This is a genomic window from Cupriavidus taiwanensis (genome assembly GCF_900250075.1).
In the GTDB taxonomy this organism is placed as follows: domain Bacteria; phylum Pseudomonadota; class Gammaproteobacteria; order Burkholderiales; family Burkholderiaceae; genus Cupriavidus; species Cupriavidus taiwanensis_C.
Window position 1 is genome coordinate 1,099,378 of record NZ_LT977070.1, and the last position, 21,437, is coordinate 1,120,814.

20 protein-coding genes are annotated in these 21,437 nt (G+C 68.4%); 7 read left to right on the forward strand and 13 right to left on the reverse strand.

What is annotated here, in order from left to right; translation table 11 throughout:
* Positions 1–7: 7 nt before the first annotated feature.
* The 5 genes from CBM2588_RS05105 to CBM2588_RS05125 form a co-directional block, all read right to left on the reverse strand.
* The gene (locus tag CBM2588_RS05105; RefSeq protein ID WP_115679651.1) at positions 8–1,429 is read right to left on the reverse strand and encodes an ATP-binding protein; all 1,422 of its coding nucleotides are present in this window, start codon (positions 1,427–1,429) and stop codon (positions 8–10) included.
* 77 nt (positions 1,430–1,506) lie between these two features.
* Positions 1,507–2,040 carry an A24 family peptidase gene (locus CBM2588_RS05110; protein ID WP_115679652.1) on the reverse strand — a complete coding sequence of 178 codons (534 nt, stop codon included), beginning with the start codon at positions 2,038–2,040 and terminating at the stop codon, positions 1,507–1,509.
* 58 nt (positions 2,041–2,098) lie between these two features.
* Positions 2,099–2,272 carry a Flp family type IVb pilin gene (locus tag CBM2588_RS05115; protein ID WP_111518798.1) on the reverse strand — a complete coding sequence of 58 codons (174 nt, stop codon included), beginning with the start codon at positions 2,270–2,272 and terminating at the stop codon, positions 2,099–2,101.
* A 93-nt stretch (positions 2,273–2,365) separates the two neighbouring features.
* The gene (locus CBM2588_RS05120; RefSeq protein ID WP_111518802.1) at positions 2,366–2,554 is read right to left on the reverse strand and encodes a Flp family type IVb pilin; all 189 of its coding nucleotides are present in this window, start codon (positions 2,552–2,554) and stop codon (positions 2,366–2,368) included.
* A 1,378-nt stretch (positions 2,555–3,932) separates the two neighbouring features.
* A complete protein-coding gene (locus tag CBM2588_RS05125; protein WP_115679653.1) occupies positions 3,933–5,402 on the reverse strand; it encodes a hypothetical protein in 1,470 nt (489 codons plus the stop codon).
* Positions 5,403–6,168: 766 nt separating this feature from the next.
* On the opposite strand from CBM2588_RS05125, the gene CBM2588_RS05130 reads away from it, so the two are divergent.
* The gene (locus CBM2588_RS05130) at positions 6,169–7,191 is read left to right on the forward strand and encodes a glycosyltransferase family 2 protein (protein WP_115679654.1); all 1,023 of its coding nucleotides are present in this window, start codon (positions 6,169–6,171) and stop codon (positions 7,189–7,191) included.
* A 29-nt stretch (positions 7,192–7,220) separates the two neighbouring features.
* On the opposite strand, the gene CBM2588_RS05135 is transcribed toward CBM2588_RS05130, so the two are convergent.
* From CBM2588_RS05135 to CBM2588_RS05150, 4 genes are all read right to left on the reverse strand, one after another.
* Positions 7,221–7,610 carry a GtrA family protein gene (locus CBM2588_RS05135; RefSeq protein WP_115679655.1) on the reverse strand — a complete coding sequence of 130 codons (390 nt, stop codon included), beginning with the start codon at positions 7,608–7,610 and terminating at the stop codon, positions 7,221–7,223.
* Positions 7,607–8,341: a class I SAM-dependent methyltransferase gene (locus CBM2588_RS05140; RefSeq protein WP_115679656.1), complete on the reverse strand. Its 735-nt coding sequence runs from the start codon at positions 8,339–8,341 to the stop codon at positions 7,607–7,609. Before CBM2588_RS05140 ends, CBM2588_RS05135 begins: the two co-directional genes overlap by 4 nt.
* A 32-nt stretch (positions 8,342–8,373) precedes the next feature.
* Positions 8,374–9,750, reverse strand: coding sequence for a sigma-54 dependent transcriptional regulator (locus tag CBM2588_RS05145; RefSeq protein WP_115679657.1), 1,377 nt, complete (start codon positions 9,748–9,750; stop codon positions 8,374–8,376).
* Between the two features lie 1,132 nt (positions 9,751–10,882).
* Positions 10,883–11,863, reverse strand: a complete 981-nt coding sequence (locus CBM2588_RS05150; RefSeq protein WP_115679658.1) for a LysR substrate-binding domain-containing protein — start codon at positions 11,861–11,863, stop codon at positions 10,883–10,885.
* A gap of 81 nt (positions 11,864–11,944) precedes the next feature.
* On the opposite strand from CBM2588_RS05150, the gene CBM2588_RS05155 reads away from it, so the two are divergent.
* The gene (locus tag CBM2588_RS05155) at positions 11,945–13,243 is read left to right on the forward strand and encodes an MFS transporter (RefSeq protein ID WP_115681402.1); all 1,299 of its coding nucleotides are present in this window, start codon (positions 11,945–11,947) and stop codon (positions 13,241–13,243) included.
* Between the two features lie 24 nt (positions 13,244–13,267).
* Here the strand turns inward: CBM2588_RS05155 and CBM2588_RS05160 are convergent, their stop codons facing one another.
* From CBM2588_RS05160 to hemL, 4 genes are all read right to left on the reverse strand, one after another.
* Positions 13,268–13,771 carry a TPM domain-containing protein gene (locus tag CBM2588_RS05160; RefSeq protein ID WP_115679659.1) on the reverse strand — a complete coding sequence of 168 codons (504 nt, stop codon included), beginning with the start codon at positions 13,769–13,771 and terminating at the stop codon, positions 13,268–13,270.
* Between the two features lie 20 nt (positions 13,772–13,791).
* On the reverse strand, positions 13,792–14,667 hold the full coding sequence (locus CBM2588_RS05165) for a TPM domain-containing protein (RefSeq protein WP_115681403.1): 876 nt from the start codon (positions 14,665–14,667) through the stop codon (positions 13,792–13,794).
* Positions 14,668–14,680: 13 nt separating this feature from the next.
* A complete protein-coding gene (locus CBM2588_RS05170) occupies positions 14,681–15,307 on the reverse strand; it encodes a LemA family protein (protein WP_115679660.1) in 627 nt (208 codons plus the stop codon).
* 101 nt (positions 15,308–15,408) lie between these two features.
* A complete protein-coding gene (gene hemL, locus CBM2588_RS05175) occupies positions 15,409–16,701 on the reverse strand; it encodes a glutamate-1-semialdehyde 2,1-aminomutase (RefSeq protein ID WP_115679661.1) in 1,293 nt (430 codons plus the stop codon).
* Positions 16,702–16,943: 242 nt separating this feature from the next.
* Here hemL and CBM2588_RS05180 point away from each other — a divergent pair, with 242 nt between their 5' ends.
* The 5 genes from CBM2588_RS05180 (at position 16,944) to CBM2588_RS05200 (ending at position 21,385) form a co-directional block, all read left to right on the forward strand.
* Positions 16,944–17,114, forward strand: coding sequence for a rubredoxin (locus CBM2588_RS05180; protein WP_010813017.1), 171 nt, complete (start codon positions 16,944–16,946; stop codon positions 17,112–17,114).
* A gap of 339 nt (positions 17,115–17,453) precedes the next feature.
* Positions 17,454–17,981 carry a response regulator gene (locus tag CBM2588_RS05185; RefSeq protein WP_115679662.1) on the forward strand — a complete coding sequence of 176 codons (528 nt, stop codon included), beginning with the start codon at positions 17,454–17,456 and terminating at the stop codon, positions 17,979–17,981.
* Between the two features lie 38 nt (positions 17,982–18,019).
* On the forward strand, positions 18,020–18,391 hold the full coding sequence (locus tag CBM2588_RS05190; RefSeq protein ID WP_012352035.1) for a response regulator: 372 nt from the start codon (positions 18,020–18,022) through the stop codon (positions 18,389–18,391).
* Between the two features lie 71 nt (positions 18,392–18,462).
* Complete coding sequence (locus CBM2588_RS05195) at positions 18,463–19,026, forward strand: chemotaxis protein CheW (RefSeq protein ID WP_115679663.1); 564 nt, start codon at positions 18,463–18,465, stop codon at positions 19,024–19,026.
* 109 nt (positions 19,027–19,135) lie between these two features.
* On the forward strand, positions 19,136–21,385 hold the full coding sequence (locus CBM2588_RS05200; protein ID WP_115679664.1) for a methyl-accepting chemotaxis protein: 2,250 nt from the start codon (positions 19,136–19,138) through the stop codon (positions 21,383–21,385).
* Positions 21,386–21,437: the final 52 nt, after the last annotated feature.

The following is a 21,437-nucleotide window of genomic DNA, read 5'->3' on the forward strand; positions in this document are numbered from 1 at the left end:
GTGCAGTTCAGCTGGCGGCGCGATGGTCGTCCGCCCATCGATGGGTTGCGGCGCCCGGGTGCGGCGTCGGGTCGGCCGAGGTGCGCAGCCCGTAGTAGTTCTGCCAGGCGGACAGCAGGCCGGCCTCGGTCACGTGAGTGGCATGCCCGTGGTAACGCACGCCGGAATCCACCAGGCGCAGCAGGTCCCGTGGGATGCAGGCCAGCAGCGGCGTATCGCTGGCGTAGTGCAGGCTGCCCACCAGGAAGTCGAAGACCGCGTCAGTGCTGGTCAGCCCGAAATCGGCGGCGGTGCGGTGAAACACCTCGCGGTAGTCGTCCACCGACAGCGGGCCCACATAGAGCTTGCTGCCAAGCCGGCGCAGGAAGGCATCGTCGCCCAGTGCCGCCGGCTCGAGATTGCTCGAGAACACCGGCCAGACATCGAACGGCACCGAGAAGCGCACGCCGTTGTGCAGCGAGAACATGTCGACGGACCGGTCAAGCGGCACGATCCACCGGTTGAGCAGGTCGGCGACTCCCACCAGCTGCCGGCCCAGGTCATCGATGATGTAGATGCCGTTGTTGGCCTTCATGTGGGGGGGCGCCTGGTAGAAGCCGGAGGTGCGGTCATAGCGCAGGTCCAGCATCGACAGCGTCAGCTCGCCGCCGGACAGCACGACCGGGCGGTGGCACAGCGTCCAGCGGCGGTCCAGCGAGCGGTGCGCCAGCGAGGCCTCGCCGTCGTTGCAGGGCACATGGACCAGCGGGTCGAACACCTGGATGATCTCGCCGGCCACGGTAATGGCGTGCGGCACCGGCACCGCGCCGGGCAGCAGCGTGCCCAGCCGTTGCGCCAGGTAGGTCTTGCCGCTGCCGGCGGGGCCGTAGATCATCAGCGCGCGGCAGGTGTTCAGCGCCATGCCGATCGAATCCAGCAAGTGAACCGGGATCACCAGATCGTGGAAGGCCGCGGTGACGTCCGCCTTGGTCACGCTGGCGTGGCTGACGGAGTGGTGCTTGACGGCATCGAGGTAGGCGTCCAGCGTGACCGGCGCGGTGCCGACATAGCTGCAGCGCGCCGCGGCTTCGGCCGCGCGGGCATAACCGGCATCGGTCAGGCGGAAACGCACATCGAGGTCGCTGGCGCCGCGATGCGCGATCTCTAGCAGGCGCTCGCGCACGGCGACGGCCGCGATCTCATTGACCACCAGTGCCGGCAGCTTGAGCGTGTCGGTCAGTACCGCCAGCGTGACGGTGCGGTGCTGGTAGGCGGCCTTCATCAGCAGCCCGAGCAATTGCGCGACTTCCAGCCCGGTATCGGCGATCGTGCGCGGCAGCACGTGCCACGGCGGCAGCGGCGGCGTGCCATGCTCGGCATGGACCTTCCTGCCGGTCGCCACGGGTTCTAGGAGCCGTGGTACGTGACCTGTGTCGTGATGCTCGTTCATTGCGTCCCCCGTTCCCTGGTCAGTGTGTTCTCAATCCCGAAGGCTCCCGTTGCTGGCGGTGCGCCGCGTCGCTGGCGTCATGTGCCGGCAAAGAGCACGGTCAGCGTTCCCGCGGCAATCGCCACGCCGTAGGGCATGGAGCCGGCGGACCCCGTGGCCTGGGGCGGTGCGGACCCGGAACCAGGCGCCACGGCGGCTTTGAGCATGTGTCCCACGCGGCCGAGGGTGGCGCGTCCCTGTCCGGTCGCAAACACCTGGATCAGTGCCCACAGCCCGCCGATCACGAAGGTGGCCAGCGCGATTTTCAGCGCCATGCCGGCGCCCAGCCAGGCGCCCACGGCAGCCATCAGCTTGACGTCGCCGGCGGCCATGCCGCGCAGCAGGTAGAAGGGCAGGAACAGCACCAGGCCGACCATCCAGCCCGACAGCCACGCCAGCGTGCCTGCACCCAGGCCTTGCATGGCTGCCATCACCGGCAGCGCGGCGATCCACGCGCCGAAGGTCAGCCAGTTGGGAATGCGCCGCCGGTTCAGGTCGATCGCCGCAGCGGTAAGCACGATGCCGATCGTGGCGGGACCGATGAAGGGCGCGAGGGCGGTGGCGGCTTGCATGGTGGTGGGCGCTGGCAGCTTGGTTGTGTTCGTGTATGGACGGATCGGATCCGGCTACTCAGGGCATCCTGGCGGCAATCTGCTCGTACATGCCTTGCACGGTTTCGCCGAGCGCGGACACGGAGCCGACGATTGCCATGGCGATCAGGCTGCCAAGCAACGCGTATTCGATGGACGTGACACCGCGGTCGTCGCGCAGAAAGCCGGTTGAGCTGGCGAGGAGCTTCGACATTTGGCGTCTCCGGTGTCAGTGTTGTGGGGGTCGCTTTGGAAGTTCTGCCGCATGGCCGCCCGGAACCAGACAGCCACGCGGGCCCGCCAGCTATCAGGCGGGCAGGGCGTTGGTCAGCGTGTCGCCAATGAAGTCGAAGATGATGTTCAGGTTCGTGCCGATCAGGCGGACCGAAACGATGATCACAACGGCGATGAGCGCGGCAATCAGACCGTATTCGATGGCGGTCACGCCGTCTTCGTCACGAATGAATTGCTTGAACATGGTGGTCAGGTTTTGCATGACAGACTCCTTTGGTTGGGAACAAGCACTGCAGGACTACGGAACTGCGATACAGCTTGGGATGGCACCGGATATCAGCGCCGGGAAACCCGGCAGCAGGGCGGGGCGCAGATCGCGCAGGCATGGAACGGCCACCGTCCGGGACCGCCGTGCTCGATGCGCGGGTTGCGTGCCTGCAGCCGGCGTAGTGCCGACGCATGCGTGCAACGCGCGGCGCGCTGTACGTGGCCCGAGCGCGCCATGCAACGGAACGGCGCGCTGCCGGTGCCCCTGGCAGCAGCAGCGTGGGCGGCATTCCGGTGTGACATCGCAGGTTGGCGCACGACAGGCATGGTGAAGCTCCCCGTATCGTTCTGGTTTGATGCCGGCGATCGTTGCGTCGGCATTGCGGCTATCAGGACTGCGATGCCGCATGCCTGGCATAGGCAAGCGGCGGGCCAGGCCAGCGCAAATCGTTGTGCCACAAGGGTTTGCGGGTAGCGCCCCGCAGCCGTCGCGGCCCTGGCAGGCGTGCCGGCGGCATTCCGGCGGGGCTTCGTTGCTGGGTGGAAACGCGGCGCTGGCAAGCCATTCCCAAGGGCGCTGCGAACGCCCTAGATCGCGCAACGTGTCCGCATGCGCCGGACTAATGCGAGCGGCTCGGCAACGTCATCCAAAAGCATGAGGCGGCGACCGCGCCGGGGGGCGGCATGCGTCACAAGTTTTAGTCTTCCTGCCTGGCCTGGTCCCATGCGTCGGTGCCGGCCAGACTGACGGATGAGGACGTCTCTTGAAGGGGCCGCGTTTCCGGATCGAAACGTTGCGAATCGGAGCCGGGGTGAGAGAGAGCTGGCGGAGTTCCCGGGCATGTCCTCGAAGCCCTTGTGCGGCAAGGCTTCAAGCCTTGCGCGGCCGCGTGATTCAGCTTGGAAACACGGGGCGCGGGACGGTGCTTCCGTGCTGCAATGCCGAGCCTGCACGCACGCGGCTGCCATCACCCGCACGGGAGACGCAGCGGAAAAAGCAGCACGGCAAGACGCACGTGCATGCAGCCTTCGCGCCTTGGAGAGATGTGCCGGAAGCCGATGGAGTGGGGGTTTTCCCAGGCGTCGCGATGGTTATCCGCGACAAGGGCAAACGGGGAACGCGGAGAGGCGCGCGGGCGGCGGCGCACAGCTGTGGCGCTGCAGGACGGTCGGGATTGCAAGATGCAGATGGCGGCGCACGTACCCCGCGGATGGCACGGGGCCTGACATGCGTGCGTGTTGCTGGCAGAGATGCCCGTCGTGCGCGGCAAGGCATGGGGGGCGGTACGCGGGGGCCCTGCGGGCGCCGGCCGAGCCGCAGCGGGCGGCGCGTAACCGGCTAGCCGGATACGCGCGCGAGCGTGCTGGTGGCGCTATCGTGCGCGGATATAGGCGACGGCCACGTCATCCTCGTGGACTTTCCGCCAGCCCGGCAAGGCATCTATCCACTTCAATGCAGGACTGCCTGGTTCCAGAACCGCCCAGCGGATCTCGAATTCCTCGAACATGTCCTGCAGCGCGCTGGCATCGCCGGAATGGGCTTTCATATACCGGCGCACGAAGTCGTCGCCGTAGAGGTCGGCGCGGCCGTCGATAAGCGGCGCAATGCCAGAGAAGATCAGGTAGCCGCCGAAGTTGTAGCTGTTGAAGACCGGCCCGCCGCCGCCTGCCGCGATAGCCGCATGGACGGCCTCGCGGGGCTGTATGCGCCGATGGTCGTGCTGGATGCCTTTGGCAAGCAGGAGGATGCTGGTCATGAACAGTGCCAGGCACAACGAGGTCAGGGTCCGAAGCAGCGGTGGCGACAGCTGCAGCTTGATCTCCGGACGGATCGCCGCGCGCAGCTGGGGTCCCATACTTGGCATCAGCAACAGCGGGGCCAGCAGACCGAGCAATTCGGCATAGCGGGCCGCGGTCAGGGTAAGGTGGACCAGCCCGAAGCACAGCACGATCCGCATCGGCGGCAGGCGAAAGCCGAAGTAGAGCGCGCCGAAGAGCACCATGCCAAGCCATAGCTCGACCGGCTGGACCAGGCGGAAATCTGGCGGCTTCCATTCGCCGATCACGCTGAGCGTATAGCTCATGCCGGAAACTTGGAAAGGAAAGAGCAGGCCATCCACGCCGTGCGGCGTGAGCAGGCCCGCCACGACCGTCAGTGCGAGGAAGGGGGCCCACGCCCTGGCGCTGCGGACCGGCTGCTTTTCGGTGAGGACCGCCTCGGCGGCCAGCGCTGCCGCCAGCCCGATGCCGAGCAGGAAACTGCCATGCAGGTTGGCCCAGGCCAGCATGACGACCAGCAGCCACAGGCTCGGCCGCTTGCTTTGCTGGCGCGCCAGCACCAGCTGCGCGGTCCAGATCACCATCAGCGGCCAGGCCATGACATGGGGGCGGGCGACCAGGTGCTGCGCCAGCGTCAGGAACGTAAGCAGGGTGGCGCTGAACGCGTGCAGGGGTTCGATATAGCGCAGCAGGAACCGCAACAGTACGGTCAGCGTAATGGCGGTCGCCAGCGCGGTGACCAGTACCGGCCCGGCCCAGCCTAGCCAGGCATGGGAGGCGGCAAGGATGACTTCGGCCAGCCATTCATGGGGCACCCACTTGGCGCCATGGAAAGAGAACGAGAACGGATCGGTGGCCGGCACGGCCCGGTTGGCAAGGATCCATTTACCGGCGGCGATGTGCCAGAACGTATCGGCATCCACCAGCAGGCGCGCACCGGCGAACGAGAGGATCGAGAACACGCTGATTCCGTACAGCACCGGCCAGAACCAGCGCTGCCTGGCGCACTGCTGGAGCAGGCTGTCCGTGCCGGTTGCCCCGACCCATGTGGTATTGGTTTTCATGGCATCTCGCTATGGCTTCGATGATGGCCCTGTCTCTCGGTCCGGCGCGCACTTCCCCAATGCGCCCGCGGGCGCGTGGCCTGCTTGCAAGGAATGCGCCATTGCCGGAGATGCCTTGTTTTTCAGGGTTTTTCAGACCTGGCGTGCGGGGCCGGCCCAGCTTGCCGGCGATGGATCGGGGGCGTCGTTTCCGCTTCGAATCGTGCTTAATTTCCTGTTGTGCGACAGCCTGTGAACGGAGACGGTGAGGTGGCGCCGGCTCTGCGCCGTAAGGATGAGCCGGAGCGCGCCGTACACCGTGCCTTTGGTGGATCCGGCCACGAAAAGATGCGCCTTCGCCATGGCCCATCGGGCTTCGCCCGGCCCGGGTCGGCGGGCGCACGGCGTTTCAGTGGAGAAACGCCGGCAAATGGCGATGCAATGGGAGGCTTCGCTCGAGACCCACGGGAAGCCAAACGCCAGGCGGGCGCGCAGCCGAAGCGGGTGGTGATTCAACCCGGAAACGCTTGCGCGGGGCAGATTTGCGCGCCTGGCCACGGACCTCCGCGGTGCTTGTATATCGCTGGTGGCCTGACCAGAATGAAGCCAGTGCGTCGCTGCGTTGCCGCTGCATTTCCAGCAGCAACGCAACCGACAGCAGGCCACGGCAGGACAGCATCGCACGACTCGCAATGCCATCCGCCGGTCGCGCCGATAACAAGACCATGCGCAGGGCCGCGCAAGCACGACGGCGGCCACCTGCGCCACGCCGTCCGGGGAGCGCATCATGTCAGATCGATACGAAGTCAGGCTGCTGTCTCTGGTGGTGCCCTGCTACAACGAAGCAGAAAGCATCAGCAAGTTCTTCGACAGCGTGCTCCCGGTGCTGGAGTCGATCGACGCCCTCCGCTTCGAGATCGTGCTGGTGAACGACGGCAGCACCGACGACACGCTGGACCAACTGATCGCTTATTCGCACCGCGACCCGCGCGTGCGCGTGCTGGACCTGACACGCAATTTCGGCAAGGAGGCGGCGCTGACCGCCGGCCTGGACGAGGCCCTGGGCGATGCGGTGATTCCCATCGACGTCGATCTGCAGGATCCGCCCGCGCTGATTCCAGAACTGGTCAGGCGCTGGCGCGAGGGAGCAGAGGTGGTGCTGGCCCAGCGCAGCAGCCGAGCGTGTGACTCCTGGCTCAAGCGCGTGACGGCAGGCGCCTACTATCGCATCCATAACCGGCTGTCGGACCAGAAGCTGCCGGTCAATGTAGGCGATTTCCGGCTGATGGACCGGGTCGTGGTCAACGCCCTCAAGCAGATGCCGGAGCGCCGGCGCTTCATGAAAGGCCTGTTCGCCTGGGTAGGCTACCGCACCGTGATCGTGCCGTACGAGCGCGAGGCGCGCAGCGCCGGGCATTCCAAGTTCTCGGGCTGGCGCCTGTGGAACTTCGCGCTCGAGGGCATCACCAGCTTCAGCACCATGCCGCTGCGCAGCTGGACCTATATCGGCGTGGCGATCGCGCTGGGGGCGTTCGGCTACGGCGCCTTTATCGTGGCGCGCACGCTGGTGCTGGGCATCGATGTGCCGGGCTATGCGTCGCTGCTGTCGGTGCTGCTGTTTCTCGGCGGCATCCAGCTGATCGGCCTCGGCGTGGTGGGCGAGTATGTCGGCCGCATCTACGACGAGGCCAAGGGCCGGCCGATCTACCTGGTGCGGCGCCGCTACCAGGAGACGGGGCAAAGCCGGAACATGGCGTCGGGACGGCGCGTGATCCGCATCGATCGCGGCCAGGTCAGCAACGGCCGCTGAAGCTCAATGCCGCCGGGCCCTGCCGCGAATCAATCGCGGTAAGTCCAGGCCCGGTGCAGCAGGTAGGTGAACACCGGCACGGTCAGCACCACACCCGCCAGCCCGGCCCAATAGCTGGCGCCGAGCCGTTGCGCGGTCCACGAGATACCCACGGTCAGCGCCAGGCCCAGCAGCGAGACGCCGGCAAAGCGTCGCAGGGTGCGGTGGCGCAAGCGCGACGAAAAGCTCCACAGGGTATTGAGCAGGTACGAGCACGCCGTCGCGCATACGAAGGCGACGCAGTTGGCCGCCACCGGCGAGGCATCGAGCGCGTTGATCAGCGTGGCCGTGATGGCGACATGCACGCCGGTCGAGGTGGCGCCGGAGAATAGAAAACGCGTGAATTGGCGCAGCCCGGGCGCGGTGCCGCTGGCGTTCACGATGCGCGCAGCACGGCCATCAGCGAAATGCCGAACGGCAGCGAGCCGCGCGCAAGCCAGTGGCGCTCCGCGCGGAACACGCGGTGCAGCACGTGGTTGACCGGCGCGGCCGGCAGGGCGGCGCCGGTCGCGTGGCGGCTGCCACGCAGGCGGTCGCCCATGCGCGCGGCGACGGCCAGCGGGAACAGCATCGTGTTGAAATACGACATCCGCTCCACGTGCAGGCCACAGCGGCTGGCCAGCTTGTGCAGCGAACGCTTGCTGTAGCGGCGCTGGTGATGCAGGAAGTCGTCGTGCGCGCTCCATAGCCACTGGTAGGCGGGCACGGTGATGAAGACCGCGCCGTCCGACTTCAGCAGCCTGGCCGCGCAGTCGAGCGAGCCGGCATCGTCGGCGATGTGCTCGAGGCAATCGAGCAGGCAGACCAGGTCGAAGCTGCTCTCGGCGAACGGCATCTGGTCGGGGCACTTGCCCTGGCGCAGGTCGTAGGCGTCGCGGGTCTTCTCTCGTGCCAGGCGCAGCGCGGTGCCGTCCATTTCCACCGCGCTGACCCTGCCGAACTGCGACAGCATCGCCAGGTTGCCGCCGGTGCCAGCGCCGATCTCGAGGATGGCCGCGTGGCGCGGCAAGGCCAGGCCGGAAAGGATGGTGGCGACGATCTCGCGCCGGCCACGGAACCACCAATGGCTGGCTTCGGTGTCGGCCATTTCAAGGTACGCGTCAGGGGACATGGATCCGATCCTTCAATGGGAGCGTCGCGGTGCTAGCCCTGCACGCAGATCAACCCCAGGTCTCCCTTCTTCACCTGCAGCTTGTAGTCGCGCATCAGCCGGAACAGCGTCACCCGCGAAATCCCGAGCTCGGCGGCCACGTCGATCAGCCGCTCATGGTGGCGCTGCAGCGCTTCGACGATGGCGTTCTGCTCGGCGGCCTCGCGGATCGCGGCCAGCGTTTGCGGGCGGTCGTCGGCGGGCGCGGCCAGTTCCAGGTCTTCGGGCTGGATCACGCCGTCTTCGCACATGGCCGCGGCGTGGCGGATGCGGTTGATCAGCTCGCGCACGTTGCCGGGCCAGTTGTGCAGCTGGATCGCGCGCAGCGCCAGCGGCGAGAAGCCGCGGATGCGCGCCGGCGACTGCTTGCGCACGGTGTCGAGCACGTGTTCGGCGATCAGCAGGATGTCGCTGCCGCGCTCGCGCAGCGGGGGCTGGCGCACGCGCAGCACGCACAGCCGGTGGTACAGGTCGCCGCGGAAGCGCTCGGCTGCGATCGCGGCCTCCAGGTCGACGTGGGTGGCGGAGATGATGCGCACATCGACCTCGACCGACTCGGTGCCGCCGAGGCGCTCGATGCGCCCGGTCTCGAGAAAGCGCAGCAGGCTGGTCTGGCTTTCGATCGGCATGTCGCCGATTTCATCGAGGAACAGCGTGCCGCCCTGGGCCATCTCGATGCGGCCCGGCTTGCGCTTGGTGGCGCCGGTGAAGGCGCCGCGCTCGTAGCCGAACAGTTCGGACATCAGCAGCGTGGGCGGGATCGCCGCGCAGTTGACCGCGATGAAGGGGCGCGAGGCCCGCGCCGAGGCGCGGTGGATGGCCTGCGCGGCGAGTTCCTTGCCGGTGCCGGACTCGCCCGAGATCAGCACCGGCGTGTCCCAGCGCGAGACCTTCTCGATGCCGCGGAACAGCGACTGCATCGCCGGGCAGCTGCCGATCATGCCGTCGGGGCGCGCCGTGCGCGGGCTGTCATGCTGCGCGCCGGGCCGCAGGCTGGCCATGCCGAGCGCATGGCCCAGGGCCTCGGCCAGGCGCGGGTGGTCGAGCGGCGCGGTGTGGTAGTCGACGAAATACAGGCCGAGCAACCGGCGCGCGGTTTCGCTCAACGCGTGCTGGCCGGCGACGATGCCGATCCAGCCGATATGCCGCTGCGCCAGCCAGGGCTCGAAGGCTTCCAGTTCGGCATCGCCGAAACCGCCCTGCAGGTCCAGCAGCGCGGCCAGCGGCTGGTTACCGGGAGGCAGGCCCTGCAGGTCCTGAAGGTTCGACGCGAAGCTGATTTTCCAGCCGCGCTGGGCAAACAGCCGGCACAGCGTGGCGTCATGGTGTTGCGACAGGTACAGCAGCGGGCGGTTGGCGTACGCGCTCATGAGATTTCCCCGGATTCTTGTTTTTTGCGGAACTGGCGGCCGGCAAGGCCGGCCGCTCGCTCCGTTGGCTCTAAGGCTTGCGCCGGCGCATCGTGGCGATGCGGCGCGGCGCGCTCCCCAATTTCTGTTGTTCACCCCGTTCTTGTCCGGGCGCACCGGCATGCCGGCTTGCCGCGGGATTCAGGTGGCACGGACCGCTTGCTTGCGCTTGCGGCCCGTGCGCCTGAATGACCTCCGCTTTTTCTTGTCGACGCCCATGTCATGGCGGGTGCCGATGCGGGCCAGTTCCTGCCGCGTGGCCCCCGCTTACAGCGCCAGTCCAATTCCCGCCCTGGGTTGCGGGGGTCGTCCTGAAACTGATCCTCGGCGAACGCGTGCCAGTGTGTTTGCCGCTTTCGTTTCAGACTTCCCCTTTGTTCCGGGCTTCTGTTCGCGGCGACATATCTGCGACGAATGTGCCAGAGCTAGCTAAGTCATTGAAAAGAAAGGTAATGCGCTAATTTGGCGAAGGCATCGCCGGCGCGGCGCGATCCAAAACGTTCCGCTCTTGTTACGCCGCGCGGCCATTTCATGTTGCAACGCAAAAAATCCATCCATGACAAAGCAACGTATCGGGCACGAAATCACCGGATGCGGTGCAGAAGGAGGCATTTCCAGCTCGCCGGCCCCACCTAAACGTGGGAGTGCAAAATTTGAAACACGCGCGGCGGAGGGCTCCGATACTGCACCTCACCGCCCCGCAAAACAGTTTCATTTCCGTTACAAGGATTTGAAGGGCATACATCTTCCGCCGACACGGGGCGACCGCGCCGACCTCAGCCTTTTGGTGTCGCGCACTCGCCGGCAGCGCGCACGGGATGGAGAAAACCCGCGCGTTGACACGCCTTAGGACGAATCGCGGCCGGGCGACTCAGTCGCTTCTCATCTGTTTGGATGGGCAGGGCAAGATTTCCACGCAGGCTGGCACGTGGAGCCAAATGGTTGCATCCGTGAAACTCGGAGCCCGTGCCGACGACGCGGCTCGGGCCTGGCGCGGTACGGGGCGGGTTGGACCAGGCAGGCGCCCAGCCCTTGATTTAGCGGGCCTAGACGAAAATGATTCGTATTGCCAACATCGCGGCGCCAAACAATTTCATGGATGAAACTGCCCGGCATTGCCGGAGACAACCGCGGCCGCCTGCGCGCCTTCCTGACGCACCTGTTCCTGCAGCCAGGCATGAAACTGCTGGATGGCCTTCTCGCGCGGGTTGCCTTCGCGCCAGGTCACCCAGTAGTGCAGGCTCGACGGAATCCGCGTGGGGCCAATCTGCACCAGCTCGCCGCTGGCCAGGTAGTCGTGCGCCAGCTGCGCGCGCGCCGTCGCCACGCCCAGGCCGGCCACGGCGGACTGCAGCATCAGGCCGGCATCCTGGAAAATCGGGCCACGCTCCGGTTCGTCGCCGGGCAGGCCGGCGGCCTCGAGCCAGTCGCGCCAGGGGCGCAGGGCAAAGCGCAGCATCGGCAAGCGCGGCACGTCGGCCAGCGTAAAGCCCGGGTAGCGCGCCAGCAGCGCCGGGCTGGCCACCGCGATCACATGGTCTTCGATCAGGTTGTGGCACTCGAAGCCGGGCAGGTCGATGCGCTGGTGCCAGATGCCTACATCAACGCTGTACGGGTCCGGCGGCGTGATCTCAGCGTGCAGCCGCAGGTGCAGGTCCAGCGACGGCACCTGGGCGTGCAGGCTGGGCAGGCGACGGATCAGCCAGGCATTGGCCAGGTCCGCCATCACGCTGACCTGCAGCCGGATCACCGGCGGCGCGGCGCTGTTGCCGGCCTCGCGCAACGCGCTTTCGATGTCGTCGAGCGCGGCGCGCACCTGTTCGGCCAGTCGCGCGCCCACGCTGGTGGGCGCCATCTGGCTGCCGCTGCGCTGGAACAGCTTGGTGCCGAGGCTGGTTTCGAGCGCGCGGACATGGTGGCTGATGGCGCTGTGGGTCAGCGCCAGCTCCTCGGCCGCGCGCGAGAAGCTGCGGTGGCGCGCGGCGGCCTCCAGTGCACGCAGCGCTTGCAGCGGCGGCAGGTGGACGGGGTGTCGGGCGTGACGTTGGGCGGGTCTGGCGGGGGCTTTGGCCATGGCCGTCAAATTCTACTCACAATTGCCGCGGGTATCTTTCGTTGGCTTTGCACCGGGATGGCGAAGACAATGCATGCCATCATGACCACTTCGACTTCAAACTTGTCTTCCGTGCCTTCGCAGCCCTCGCATTCGCAAACGGCCGCCGGTGCGGCGGCCAGCGCGCGCTGGCGCGTGCTGGCGGTGTTTTCGCTGGGCTTCCTGGTGTCCTATGTGTTTCGCGGCGTCAACCTGGGCTTCGTGCCCCACCTGACGCGCGAGCTCGGCCTCAATGCCGGCGACCTGGGCCTGCTCACCAGCTTCTATTTCCTTGGCTTTGCCTGCGCCCAGCTGCCGGCGGGCATCCTGCTGGACCGCTACGGCCCGCGCCGCACCGAGGCGGCGATGCTGCTGGTGGCGGTGGCCGGCTCGCTGGTGTTCGCGCTCGCGCCGGGCATGGCCGGTCTGGCCGCCGGCCGGCTGCTGATCGGCGTGGGCGTGTCGGTGTGCCTGGGCGCCGCCATCCAGGCGCTGTCGATGTGGTTCCCGCTGTCGCGCATGCCCTTGCTCAACGGCGTGGTGATGGCGATCGGCGGACTGGGCGCGGTGCTGGTCGGCACGCCGCTGTCGTGGCTGCTGTCGCTGACCGACTGGCGCACCGTCAGCATCGGCCTGGCCGGCGTGTCGCTGGCGATGGCGGCGCTGCTGTGGTTCAGTGCGCCCGACAAGCCCCGCGTCGGCAAGGAAAGCCTGCGCGAGCAGCTGCGCGGCACGCGCCAGATCCTGGGCAGCGAGCGCTTCTGGCGCGTGGTGCCGCTGACGCTGCTCAACCAGGGCGTTTTCCTGGCGGTGCAGACGCTGTGGGTAGGCGCTTTCCTGCGCGATGTGTCCGGCTACGACGCGGGCACCAGCGCGCAGCTGGTGTCGGTGATCGGCTTTGCCATGATGGCCGGCTGCGTCGGCTCGGGCTGGGCCGCGCGCCACCTGGAACGCCTGGGCGTAAGCCTCTATGCCTTTGCCGGCGCCGGCATGACGGGCTTTATCGTGATCCAGCTGCTGCTGATGGCGCAGGTGCCATTGCCGGCGGTGCTGTTGTGGGCCGCCTATGGCGTGTTCGGCTCCAGCGGCATCCTGACCTATGCGGTGCTGGCGCGCAGCTTTCCCGATGCACTGATCGGCCGGGCCACCACGGCGCTGACACTGACGGTGTTCCTGTCGACCTTTGCCTGCCAGGTGGGCGTCGGCTTCGTGCTCGACCTGTGGCCGGCCACCGGTGGCCATTACCCGAAGGCGGCGCACCTGGCAGCGTGGGCGGGGCTGGTGGGGCTGCAGGCGCTGGCAGCGATTTGGTATGCGCTGGGCGGGCGGCGCGCGCGCCGCGAGGCGGCTGCCGCCCGCTGAGCCGGGGCAGGGACGGCCGGGCGGCTACAGAAACACCGGCCGATCGTCCAGCTCGTTCGGGTTATGCCCGCCGTCCGACGGGAAGTGCGTGGCCAGCAGGGCATGGATGCGCGCCACCGTGACCAGCACCGGCCGCACCGACAGGTCCTGCCTGAGCCCTTGCGCCAGTTCATCGCACAGTTCGCGCCAGGTGGCGGGCCCCACGCTGGCGTCGATGCCGCGGTCGGCCAGCAGTTCGACGGCGTGGTCGGCCAGGTTGATGTAGAGCAGTACGCCGGTCTTGTCCGCGGTGTTCCAGACCTCGAGCGCGCCGAACAGGAAGCGCGCGCGCTCGCGCGGCGTGACCCCGGCCCAGGCGTCGCCGACCGGCAGGCTGGCCTCGATCACCACGCGGATCTCGCCGCGGTGGCTGGATTCGCCGGCGTGCACGGCGTGGTGCAGCTGCTGCTGCGCCTCCGGCGGAAAGTGCCTGCGCGCGGTGCCGGCGGTGGTGGCGATATGGTGCAGGGCGCGTTTGAGATGCGGCATGGTTGTCGTTCCTCGTGCTGTCACCAGTTGCCGGACGCGCCGCCGCCGTCGAAGCCGCCACCGCCGCCGCCGCCAAAGCCACCAAAGCCCCCGCCGCTGTCACCGCCGCCGCCGCCCCACCCGCCCCGGCCGCCCCAGCCGCCGCTGCGCCGGCCCCAGTCGTGTCCGATGGTGTAGCCCCCCAGGCCGCCGAGGCCGCCGGCGATCACGTCGCGGCCGCGCCGGGTGGTGACGATCTGCGGCCCGCGCCGGCGCAGGATGGCGCTCAGGAAAAAGAACACGATGATCGCCAGCGGCAGCAGCGCCGGCAGCCACTGGTCCAGTGCCGCGGCCTGCTGCGCCTTGCGCTGCGGCGCGGCCAGGCCTTCCTTGTCGATGGTGGCCTGGATTGCCGAGATGCCGGCGGCCAGCCCGCCGTAGAAGTCGTTCTGGCGGAAGTGGGGCGCCATCACGTCCTGCAGGATGCGCTTGGACATGGCGTCGGTCAGCGAGCCCTGCACGCCGCGGCCCACCTCCAGCCGCATCTTGCGCAGGCCGGGCGGATTGTCCTTGGCGATCAGCACGATCACGCCGTCGTCGATGCCCTGGCGTCCGGCGCGCCAGGCATCGGCCACGCGGATGCTGTAGGCGTCGATCGGTTCCGGATCGGTGGTGGGCACCATCAGCACGAAGATCTGGCTGCCGCGCTGCTGCTCGTATTCGGCCAGCACGTTTTCCAGCGCGCCGCGCTGCTGCGGCGTCAGCGTGCCGGTCAGGTCGGTGACGCGCTGGGTCAGCGGCGGCACCGCGACGAAGCCGTCGGCCGCCAGTGCCGGACCGCCCAGCAGGGCCGCCAGCCACAGCAGGGCCGCGGCGAGCCAGCCGTGCAGGTGGAACCAACGCCGGGGGTGGCGCATCGCTGCCATCCCGTCAGAACTTGACCGCGGGCGGCGTCGAGATGGCCTTCTCGTTTTCCACGGTGAACGAAGGCTTGACCGGATACTTGAAGATCATCGCCGTCAGGTTGGTCGGGAAGCTGCGCGCCAGCACGTTGTACTGCTGCACGGCGGCGATATAGCGCTGGCGTGCCACGGTGATGCGGTTCTCGGTGCCCTCGAGCTGCGATTGCAGGTCGCGGAACGAGGCATCGGCCTTGAGCTGCGGATAGTTCTCGGACACCGCCAACAGGCGCGAGAGCGCGCCGGACAGTTCGCCCTGCGCCTGCTGGAAGCGCTTGAAGGCTTCGGGGTCGTTAAGGGTTTCGGGCGAGACCTGGATGCTGGTGGCGGCGGCGCGCGCCCTGGTCACGGCTTCCAGTGTCTCGCGCTCGTGCGAGGCGTAGCCCTTGACGGTGTTGACCAGGTTGGGGATCAGGTCGGCGCGGCGCTGGTACTGGTTGATGACTTCGCCCCAGGCCGCCTTGACCGCCTCGTCCTTGGCCTGGAAGTCGTTGTAGCCGCAGGCCGACAGCAGGCTGGCCAGGACCGCCAGCACCAGCCAGCGCAACCCGTACAGCGGCGAGCGGGTGGACAGCGAAGGGGACGAGGATGCGCGCATCGGAGGCTCCGGCGATTGGACGAACTCCAAGTGTAGCGCACCGCCTTTGTCGTCACGCGTGGGCCGCCGGCGCAACCTGGCGCCGGGCGGCACGCGTGCGCTCAGGCTGCCGCGAAGGCCTTGCGCGCGGCCTCGAAGGTGGCGCCAAGGATGGCGTCGTCGTGCTGTGCCGAGACAAAGCCGGCTTCGAATGCCGAGGGCGCCAGGTAGACGCCGTGGTCCAGCATGGCGTGGAAGAAGCGGTTGAAGCGGGCGGTGTCGCTCTGGGTGACTTCGGCGAAGCTGCCGGGCACGCCGTCGCGGAAATAGAGCCCGAACATGCCGCCGACGGCATCGGCGGCGAACGGCACGCCGGCCGCCCGGGCGGCTTCGGCCAGGCCATCGGCCAGCTTGCGCGTTTGCGTGGCCAGGCGGTCATAGAAGCCGGGCGCCTGGATCAGCCTGAGCGTGGCCAGGCCTGCCGCGACCGCCAGCGGGTTGCCCGACAGCGTGCCGGCCTGGTATACGCCGCCCAGCGGCGCCAGGCTGGCCATGATGTCGCGTCGTCCGCCGAACGCCGCCGCCGGCATGCCGCCGCCGATGACCTTGCCCAGGCAGGTCATGTCGGGGCGGATGCCGTAGTGCGCCTGCGCGCCGCCCAGCGCCACGCGGAAGCCGGTCATGACTTCGTCGAAGATCAGCACCGCGCCATCGCGGCTGCACAGTTCGCGCATCGCCTGCAGGAAGGCATCGCTGGCGCGCACCAGGTTCATGTTGCCGGCCACCGGCTCGACGATGACCGCGGCGATCTCGCCGGCATGCTTGGCGAAGGCCTGTTCCAGCTGCTCGACGTTGTTGTACTCCAGCACCATGGTGTGGCGCGTCACGTCGGCCGGCACGCCGGCCGACGACGGCGCGTTGCGGGTGGTGTCGGCAAAGGTCAGCAGGCCGGAACCGGCCTTGACCAGCAGGCTGTCGGCATGGCCGTGGTAGCAGCCTTCGAACTTGATGATCAGGTCGCGGCCGGTAAAGCCGCGCGCCAGGCGCAGCGCGCTCATGGTGGCTTCGGTGCCGGAGGAGACCAGGCGCACCTGCTCGATCGACGGCACCAGCTTGCAGATTTCCTCGGCCATGGTGATCTCGGCCTCGGTCGGGGCGCCGAACGAGAAGCTGTGCGCGGCGGTTTCCTGGACTGCGCGCACTACCTCCGGATGGGCATGGCCGACGATCATCGGGCCCCACGAGCCGATGTAGTCGATATAGCGCTGGCCGTCCGCGTCCCACATATACGCGCCCTCGGCGCGCGTGATGAAGCGCGGCGTGCCCCCTACCGAACGGAAGGCGCGCACGGGCGAATTGACGCCCCCGGGAATGGTCTGCTGGGCGCGGTCGAAAAGCTGCTGATTACGGGACATGGCGTTGAGGTGAGGACAGGACTGCAGGGATCGTGCTCGGCGGGCCTCCGGGCCTGGCGTTGACATGCGGCAAAAACAGCGGAAGTTCGCTGCAATTGCCCGCCAATCGTGCGCTAACAAGGCGCTAACGGGTGCGAACACGGCGGAACTGGCCCGATTCCGGCCCTCGCGCGGCTGGCGCCGGCGGCACGGTTTCGGTACCATCTGCGCTGGATTTTAATGGAGAGTGGCCAGAGCCTGTTATGGAATACAAGACTTGGATGTGCCTGATCTGCGGCTGGATCTACGACGAAGCCGCAGGCGCGCCGGAAGACGGCATCGCCCCCGGCACCCGCTGGGAAGACGTGCCGATCAACTGGACCTGCCCGGAATGCGGCGCGCGCAAGGAAGATTTCGAGATGGTCGCGATCTGAGCGGCCACTATCTAGAAGAACAACAATACAGCGGGCGCGCCCGTCGCGCCGATGCGACAGAACGCTGCCGGGGGCTGGCCGCACCGGATTGACGGCCCCCCGGCGTCTTGTCACACTCTGTTGCAAAAATGACTGGCTGTCCCTCCGCCCGCGCGGCGGGGAGGACGGCGGGCAGATGCGGGGATCACGCATCGCCACTGCCGGGCTCAGCCCGGCCTTGGAAGGGAAATAAAAAGATTTCGGGGGTCCGTCGGGGCGCGCATGGGTCGCGCTGCTCCGCACGGGTGTTCTCTGGTGCTTGCCGGCGCTCCGCCAGGAGCCGCTGGTCGCGGGAACAACATGCGGGTCGCTCATTTAGAAGAAAACCAGCGGGTCAATACCGCCGGCGCCTACGGTGTGGCGCCTGGCGTTCCTGTTCCGGCTGCCGCGCCGGACATCAAGCAGGACTTCAAGTCCGCGATCGCTTCGCAGCCGCGCCGCAAGGTGCTGGTCATCGACGATTCCAGCACCATCCGCCGTACCGCGGAAATCTTCCTGGCGCAGGCCGGCTACCAGGTGATGCTGGCCGAGGACGGCTTCGAGGCGCTGGCCAAGGTGGGCGAGCTGCACCCCGACCTGGTCTTCTGCGACATCCTGATGCCCCGGCTGGACGGCTACCAGACCTGTTCGCTGATCAAGAAGAGTCCGCGTTTCCACGCCATCCCCGTGATCATGCTGTCCTCGCGCGACGGCGTGTTCGACCGCTCGCGCGGCCGCCTGGTCGGCGCGCATGACCACCTTGCCAAGCCATTTACCCGCGACGCGCTGCTGCAGGCCGTGCAGGCCTGCCTGCCATGCCAGCCCGCGGGCGAGGCGTTGCCGGCCTGAACGGCAGGCGCGCCTTGTACGAATCGAAGGAAAACCTCATGACCGCCATTCACAAGATCCTGATCGTCGACGACTCCCCGACCGAAGCCCTGTTCATGTCCGACCTGCTCGGCAAGCGCGGCTTCAAGGTCGCGGTCGCCAGCAACAGCGAGCAGGCCTTCGCCCGCCTGCAGGCCGAAGCCTTCGACCTGATCCTGATGGACGTGGTGATGCCCGGCCAGAACGGCTACCAGGCCACGCGCGCGATCAAGCGCGACGACCGCTTCAAGGACATCCCCGTGATCATGTGCACCAGCAAGGGCCTGGATACCGACCGCATCTGGGGCATGCGCCAGGGCGCGTCGGACTACATCGTCAAGCCCGTCGACGGCGAAGAGCTGCTGGGCAAGATCGCCGCGCTGGCGCACTGATCCCGCCCGCGCCGCCCCGCCGCCCGCGCCGCCCGCACGGCAAGCCAATGCCACCTGTTCCGGGGACCGCCATGAACGCGCCACGCCAAGACCTCCGCGCCCGCCACACCCGCCTGCAGGACTACCAGGCCATGCTGGCCCGGCGCCTGCGCGAGGCGCGCAGCCTGCCGGCCGCCGACAGCTACCTGGCGCTGCAGGTGGGCGCGCGCCACTGGCTGCTGCCGCTGGCCGATGCCGGCGAGGTGCTGGATATGCGCCAGCCCAGCCCGGTGCCGCTGACGCAGCCGTGGTACAGCGGCCTGGTCAACGCGCGCGGCAGCCTGCTGGGGGTGATCGACTTCAGCCTGTTCTGCGGCGGCGCGCCGACGCCGCTGCAGCCGGGCAGCAAGATCGTGGTGCTGTCGCGCGACGCCGAGCGCGCCTGCGCGATCCTGGCCACGCGCGTGGCCGGGCTGCGCCATGCCGCCGACCTGGGTTTGCCGCACGGCGACGCCGCTGCCGCCGGCCCCGAGCCCGCGCCGGCCTGGGAAGGGCAGCGCTATGCCGACCGGGATGGGCGCGACTGGCAGGTGCTGGACGTGCGCGCGCTGCTGGACGCCCCCGCCTTTCTGCAGGCGGGCCGGGCCGCCGCCTGACGCGCGCGGCCGCTCACACCGGGCACGGACAATGACGGCGCGCAGGCCATAGCCTGCAGCACCCGGCACGAGCCGCCGGGATGACAACGATAAAACGGAAGAGGGTGCCATGGGTTTCAAGAACTTCAGCCTGGGCCGGCGCACGCCGGCAGCCGACGCCGCCACCGGCCTCGCAGGTGGTCCGGACGGTCCGGACGGTCCGGATTTTGTGGACGGGCCCGACATGGCCTTTGCCGGGAGACCCGAACCCGCGCCCGTGCCGCCCGCCGCCGCGGGGCTGGGCGCGACGCCGCTGGAGCACGTCGGCCGCTGGCTGGGCCGCATGCCGTTCGCCTCGCAGCAGCGGCTGCTGACCGTGGGCGTGGTGGTGTCGCTGGTGGCGCTGCTGGGCTCGGTGTACCTGGATAACCGCATCGCCAACAATGCCGCCGCGCAGATCGAGGTGGCCGGCGACATGCTGATGCACTCGCAGCGCCTGGGCAAGGCGGTGCCGGTGGCGCTGCTGGGCAATGCACAGGCCTTCACCCAGCTGCGCCAGTCCCGGGATGCGCTGTCGGGCGACCTGACGGCGCTGCGGCAGGGCAGCGACGAAAAGCGCGTGCGCGCCACCACCGGCGCGGCCGAGCCGCTGCTGCAGACCGCCATGCAGTCCTGGCAGCGCTCCGAGAAAAGCGCCGCCGACGTGCTGGCGCAGCAGCCGGTGCTGACCACCATCGGCCAGACCCTGCAGATCTTCAACGCCTCCAACCCCGAACTGCTCGAAGCGGCCGAGCAGGTGGCGGCGATCAAGCTGCAGTCCGGCGCCAATGCGCGCGAGGTGGCGGCCTCGGCGCAGCTGGTGATGCTGACCCAGCGCCTGGGCAAGAACCTGAACGAGTTCCTGGCCGGCGAGGGCGTCAACCCCGAGACCGCGTTCCTGCTGGGCAAGGACACCAACACCTTCCGCGAGACCCTGGACGGCCTGCTCAACGGCAGCGAGGCGCTGCGGCTGTCCGCCGCCACCGACGAGGAAACTCGCGGCTACCTGCAGCAGCTGTCGCAGCGCTTCGAGGCGGTGCAGAAGACCACCCAGACCATCCTGCAGAACCTGCCCGGGCTGATCGCCGCCAAGCGCGCGCAGCAGCAGATCTTCAACGACAACGAGGCGCTGCGCGCGGAACTGTCGGCGCTGCAGCGCGCGTATGCGGAGTCGGCGCGCAGCCGCCCGGTGACGCTGGGCGCGACCGTGGTGTCGGCGGCGCTGACGCTGCTGTGCCTGGTCGGCCTGGCCGCGCTGTACCTGCGCGATTCGCGCATGCGCGCGCTCGAAGCCGAGGCGCGCGAGCGCGAGGCCGAAGCCCGCCGGCTCGACGAAAAGCGCAACAACGACAACACCCAGAAGGCCATTCTGCAGCTGATGAACGAGCTGCAGGACATCGCCGACGGCGACCTGACGCGCCAGGCCACCGTGACCGAGGACATCACCGGCGCCATCGCCGACTCGGTCAACTACACCGTGGAAGAACTGCGCGAGCTGGTCGGCCGGGTGCAGCAGACCGCCGGCGAGGTGACGCAGGCCTCGGGGCAGGTGCAGGCCACTTCGACCCAGCTGGTGTCGACCACCGAAGAGCAGTCGCGCCAGATCCGCCAGACCGGCGAATCGGTAGTGGAGATGGCCGACCGCATCACGCAGGTGTCGCGCGGCGCGGCCGAATCCGCCAACGTGGCGCGCGCCTCGCTGTCCGCCGCGGAACAGGGCCAGCAGGCGGTGCAGAACGCGATTGCCGGCATGAACGACATCCGCGAGCAGATCCAGGAAACCTCCAAGCGCATCAAGCGGCTGGGCGAGTCGTCGCAGGAGATCGGCGAGATCGTCGAACTGATCTCGGACATTACCGAGCAGACCAACGTGCTGGCGCTCAACGCCGCCATCCAGGCGGCATCGGCGGGCGAGGCCGGGCGCGGCTTCTCGGTGGTGGCGGAAGAAGTGCAGCGGCTGGCCGAACGCTCCGGCGAGGCTACCAAGCAGATCGGCGCGCTGATCCGCACCATCCAAACCGATACCCAGGACGCGGTGCACGCGATGGAGCGCAGCACCCAGGGCGTGGTCGAAGGCGCGCGCCTGTCGGACCACGCCGGTGCCGCGCTGGTCGAGATCGGGCGCGTGTCGCGCCAGCTGGCCGAGCTGATCGAGCAGATCTCGCAGTCGACCTCGCACGAGGCCGACCTGGCCACCACCGTGGCGCGCCATATCGAACGCATCCTGCAGGTCACCGAGCAGACCACCACCGGCACGCGCCAGACCGCGCAGTCGGTGCGCCAGCTGACGCTGCTGAGCGAGGAGCTGCGCAACTCGGTGTCGCGCTTCAAGATCGCCTGAGTGGCCGGATGACGCCTGCGACCGCTTCCGCGCACCGCGGCCCCGCGCCTTA

Bases quoted from the DNA above. Each gene is read 5' to 3' on its own strand.
- CBM2588_RS05150 (WP_115679658.1), bottom strand. From the start codon at position 11,863: ATGGCCAAAGCCCCCGCCAGACCCGCCCAACGTCACGCCCGACACCCC.
- CBM2588_RS05110 (WP_115679652.1), bottom strand. From the start codon at position 2,040: ATGCAAGCCGCCACCGCCCTCGCGCCCTTCATCGGTCCCGCCACGATC.
- CBM2588_RS05140 (WP_115679656.1), bottom strand. From the start codon at position 8,341: ATGTCCCCTGACGCGTACCTTGAAATGGCCGACACCGAAGCCAGCCAT.
- CBM2588_RS05165 (WP_115681403.1), bottom strand. From the start codon at position 14,667: ATGCGCCACCCCCGGCGTTGGTTCCACCTGCACGGCTGGCTCGCCGCG.
- CBM2588_RS05125 (WP_115679653.1), bottom strand. From the start codon at position 5,402: ATGAAAACCAATACCACATGGGTCGGGGCAACCGGCACGGACAGCCTG.
- CBM2588_RS05160 (WP_115679659.1), bottom strand. From the start codon at position 13,771: ATGCCGCATCTCAAACGCGCCCTGCACCATATCGCCACCACCGCCGGC.
- CBM2588_RS05105 (WP_115679651.1), bottom strand. From the start codon at position 1,429: ATGAACGAGCATCACGACACAGGTCACGTACCACGGCTCCTAGAACCC.
- CBM2588_RS05170 (WP_115679660.1), bottom strand. From the start codon at position 15,307: ATGCGCGCATCCTCGTCCCCTTCGCTGTCCACCCGCTCGCCGCTGTAC.
- CBM2588_RS05180 (WP_010813017.1), top strand. From the start codon at position 16,944: ATGGAATACAAGACTTGGATGTGCCTGATCTGCGGCTGGATCTACGAC.
- CBM2588_RS05190 (WP_012352035.1), top strand. From the start codon at position 18,020: ATGACCGCCATTCACAAGATCCTGATCGTCGACGACTCCCCGACCGAA.
- CBM2588_RS05200 (WP_115679664.1), top strand. From the start codon at position 19,136: ATGGGTTTCAAGAACTTCAGCCTGGGCCGGCGCACGCCGGCAGCCGAC.
- CBM2588_RS05130 (WP_115679654.1), top strand. From the start codon at position 6,169: ATGTCAGATCGATACGAAGTCAGGCTGCTGTCTCTGGTGGTGCCCTGC.
- CBM2588_RS05195 (WP_115679663.1), top strand. From the start codon at position 18,463: ATGAACGCGCCACGCCAAGACCTCCGCGCCCGCCACACCCGCCTGCAG.
- CBM2588_RS05155 (WP_115681402.1), top strand. From the start codon at position 11,945: ATGACCACTTCGACTTCAAACTTGTCTTCCGTGCCTTCGCAGCCCTCG.
- CBM2588_RS05185 (WP_115679662.1), top strand. From the start codon at position 17,454: ATGCGGGTCGCTCATTTAGAAGAAAACCAGCGGGTCAATACCGCCGGC.
- CBM2588_RS05120 (WP_111518802.1), bottom strand. From the start codon at position 2,554: ATGCAAAACCTGACCACCATGTTCAAGCAATTCATTCGTGACGAAGAC.
- hemL (WP_115679661.1), bottom strand. From the start codon at position 16,701: ATGTCCCGTAATCAGCAGCTTTTCGACCGCGCCCAGCAGACCATTCCC.
- CBM2588_RS05115 (WP_111518798.1), bottom strand. From the start codon at position 2,272: ATGTCGAAGCTCCTCGCCAGCTCAACCGGCTTTCTGCGCGACGACCGC.
- CBM2588_RS05145 (WP_115679657.1), bottom strand. From the start codon at position 9,750: ATGAGCGCGTACGCCAACCGCCCGCTGCTGTACCTGTCGCAACACCAT.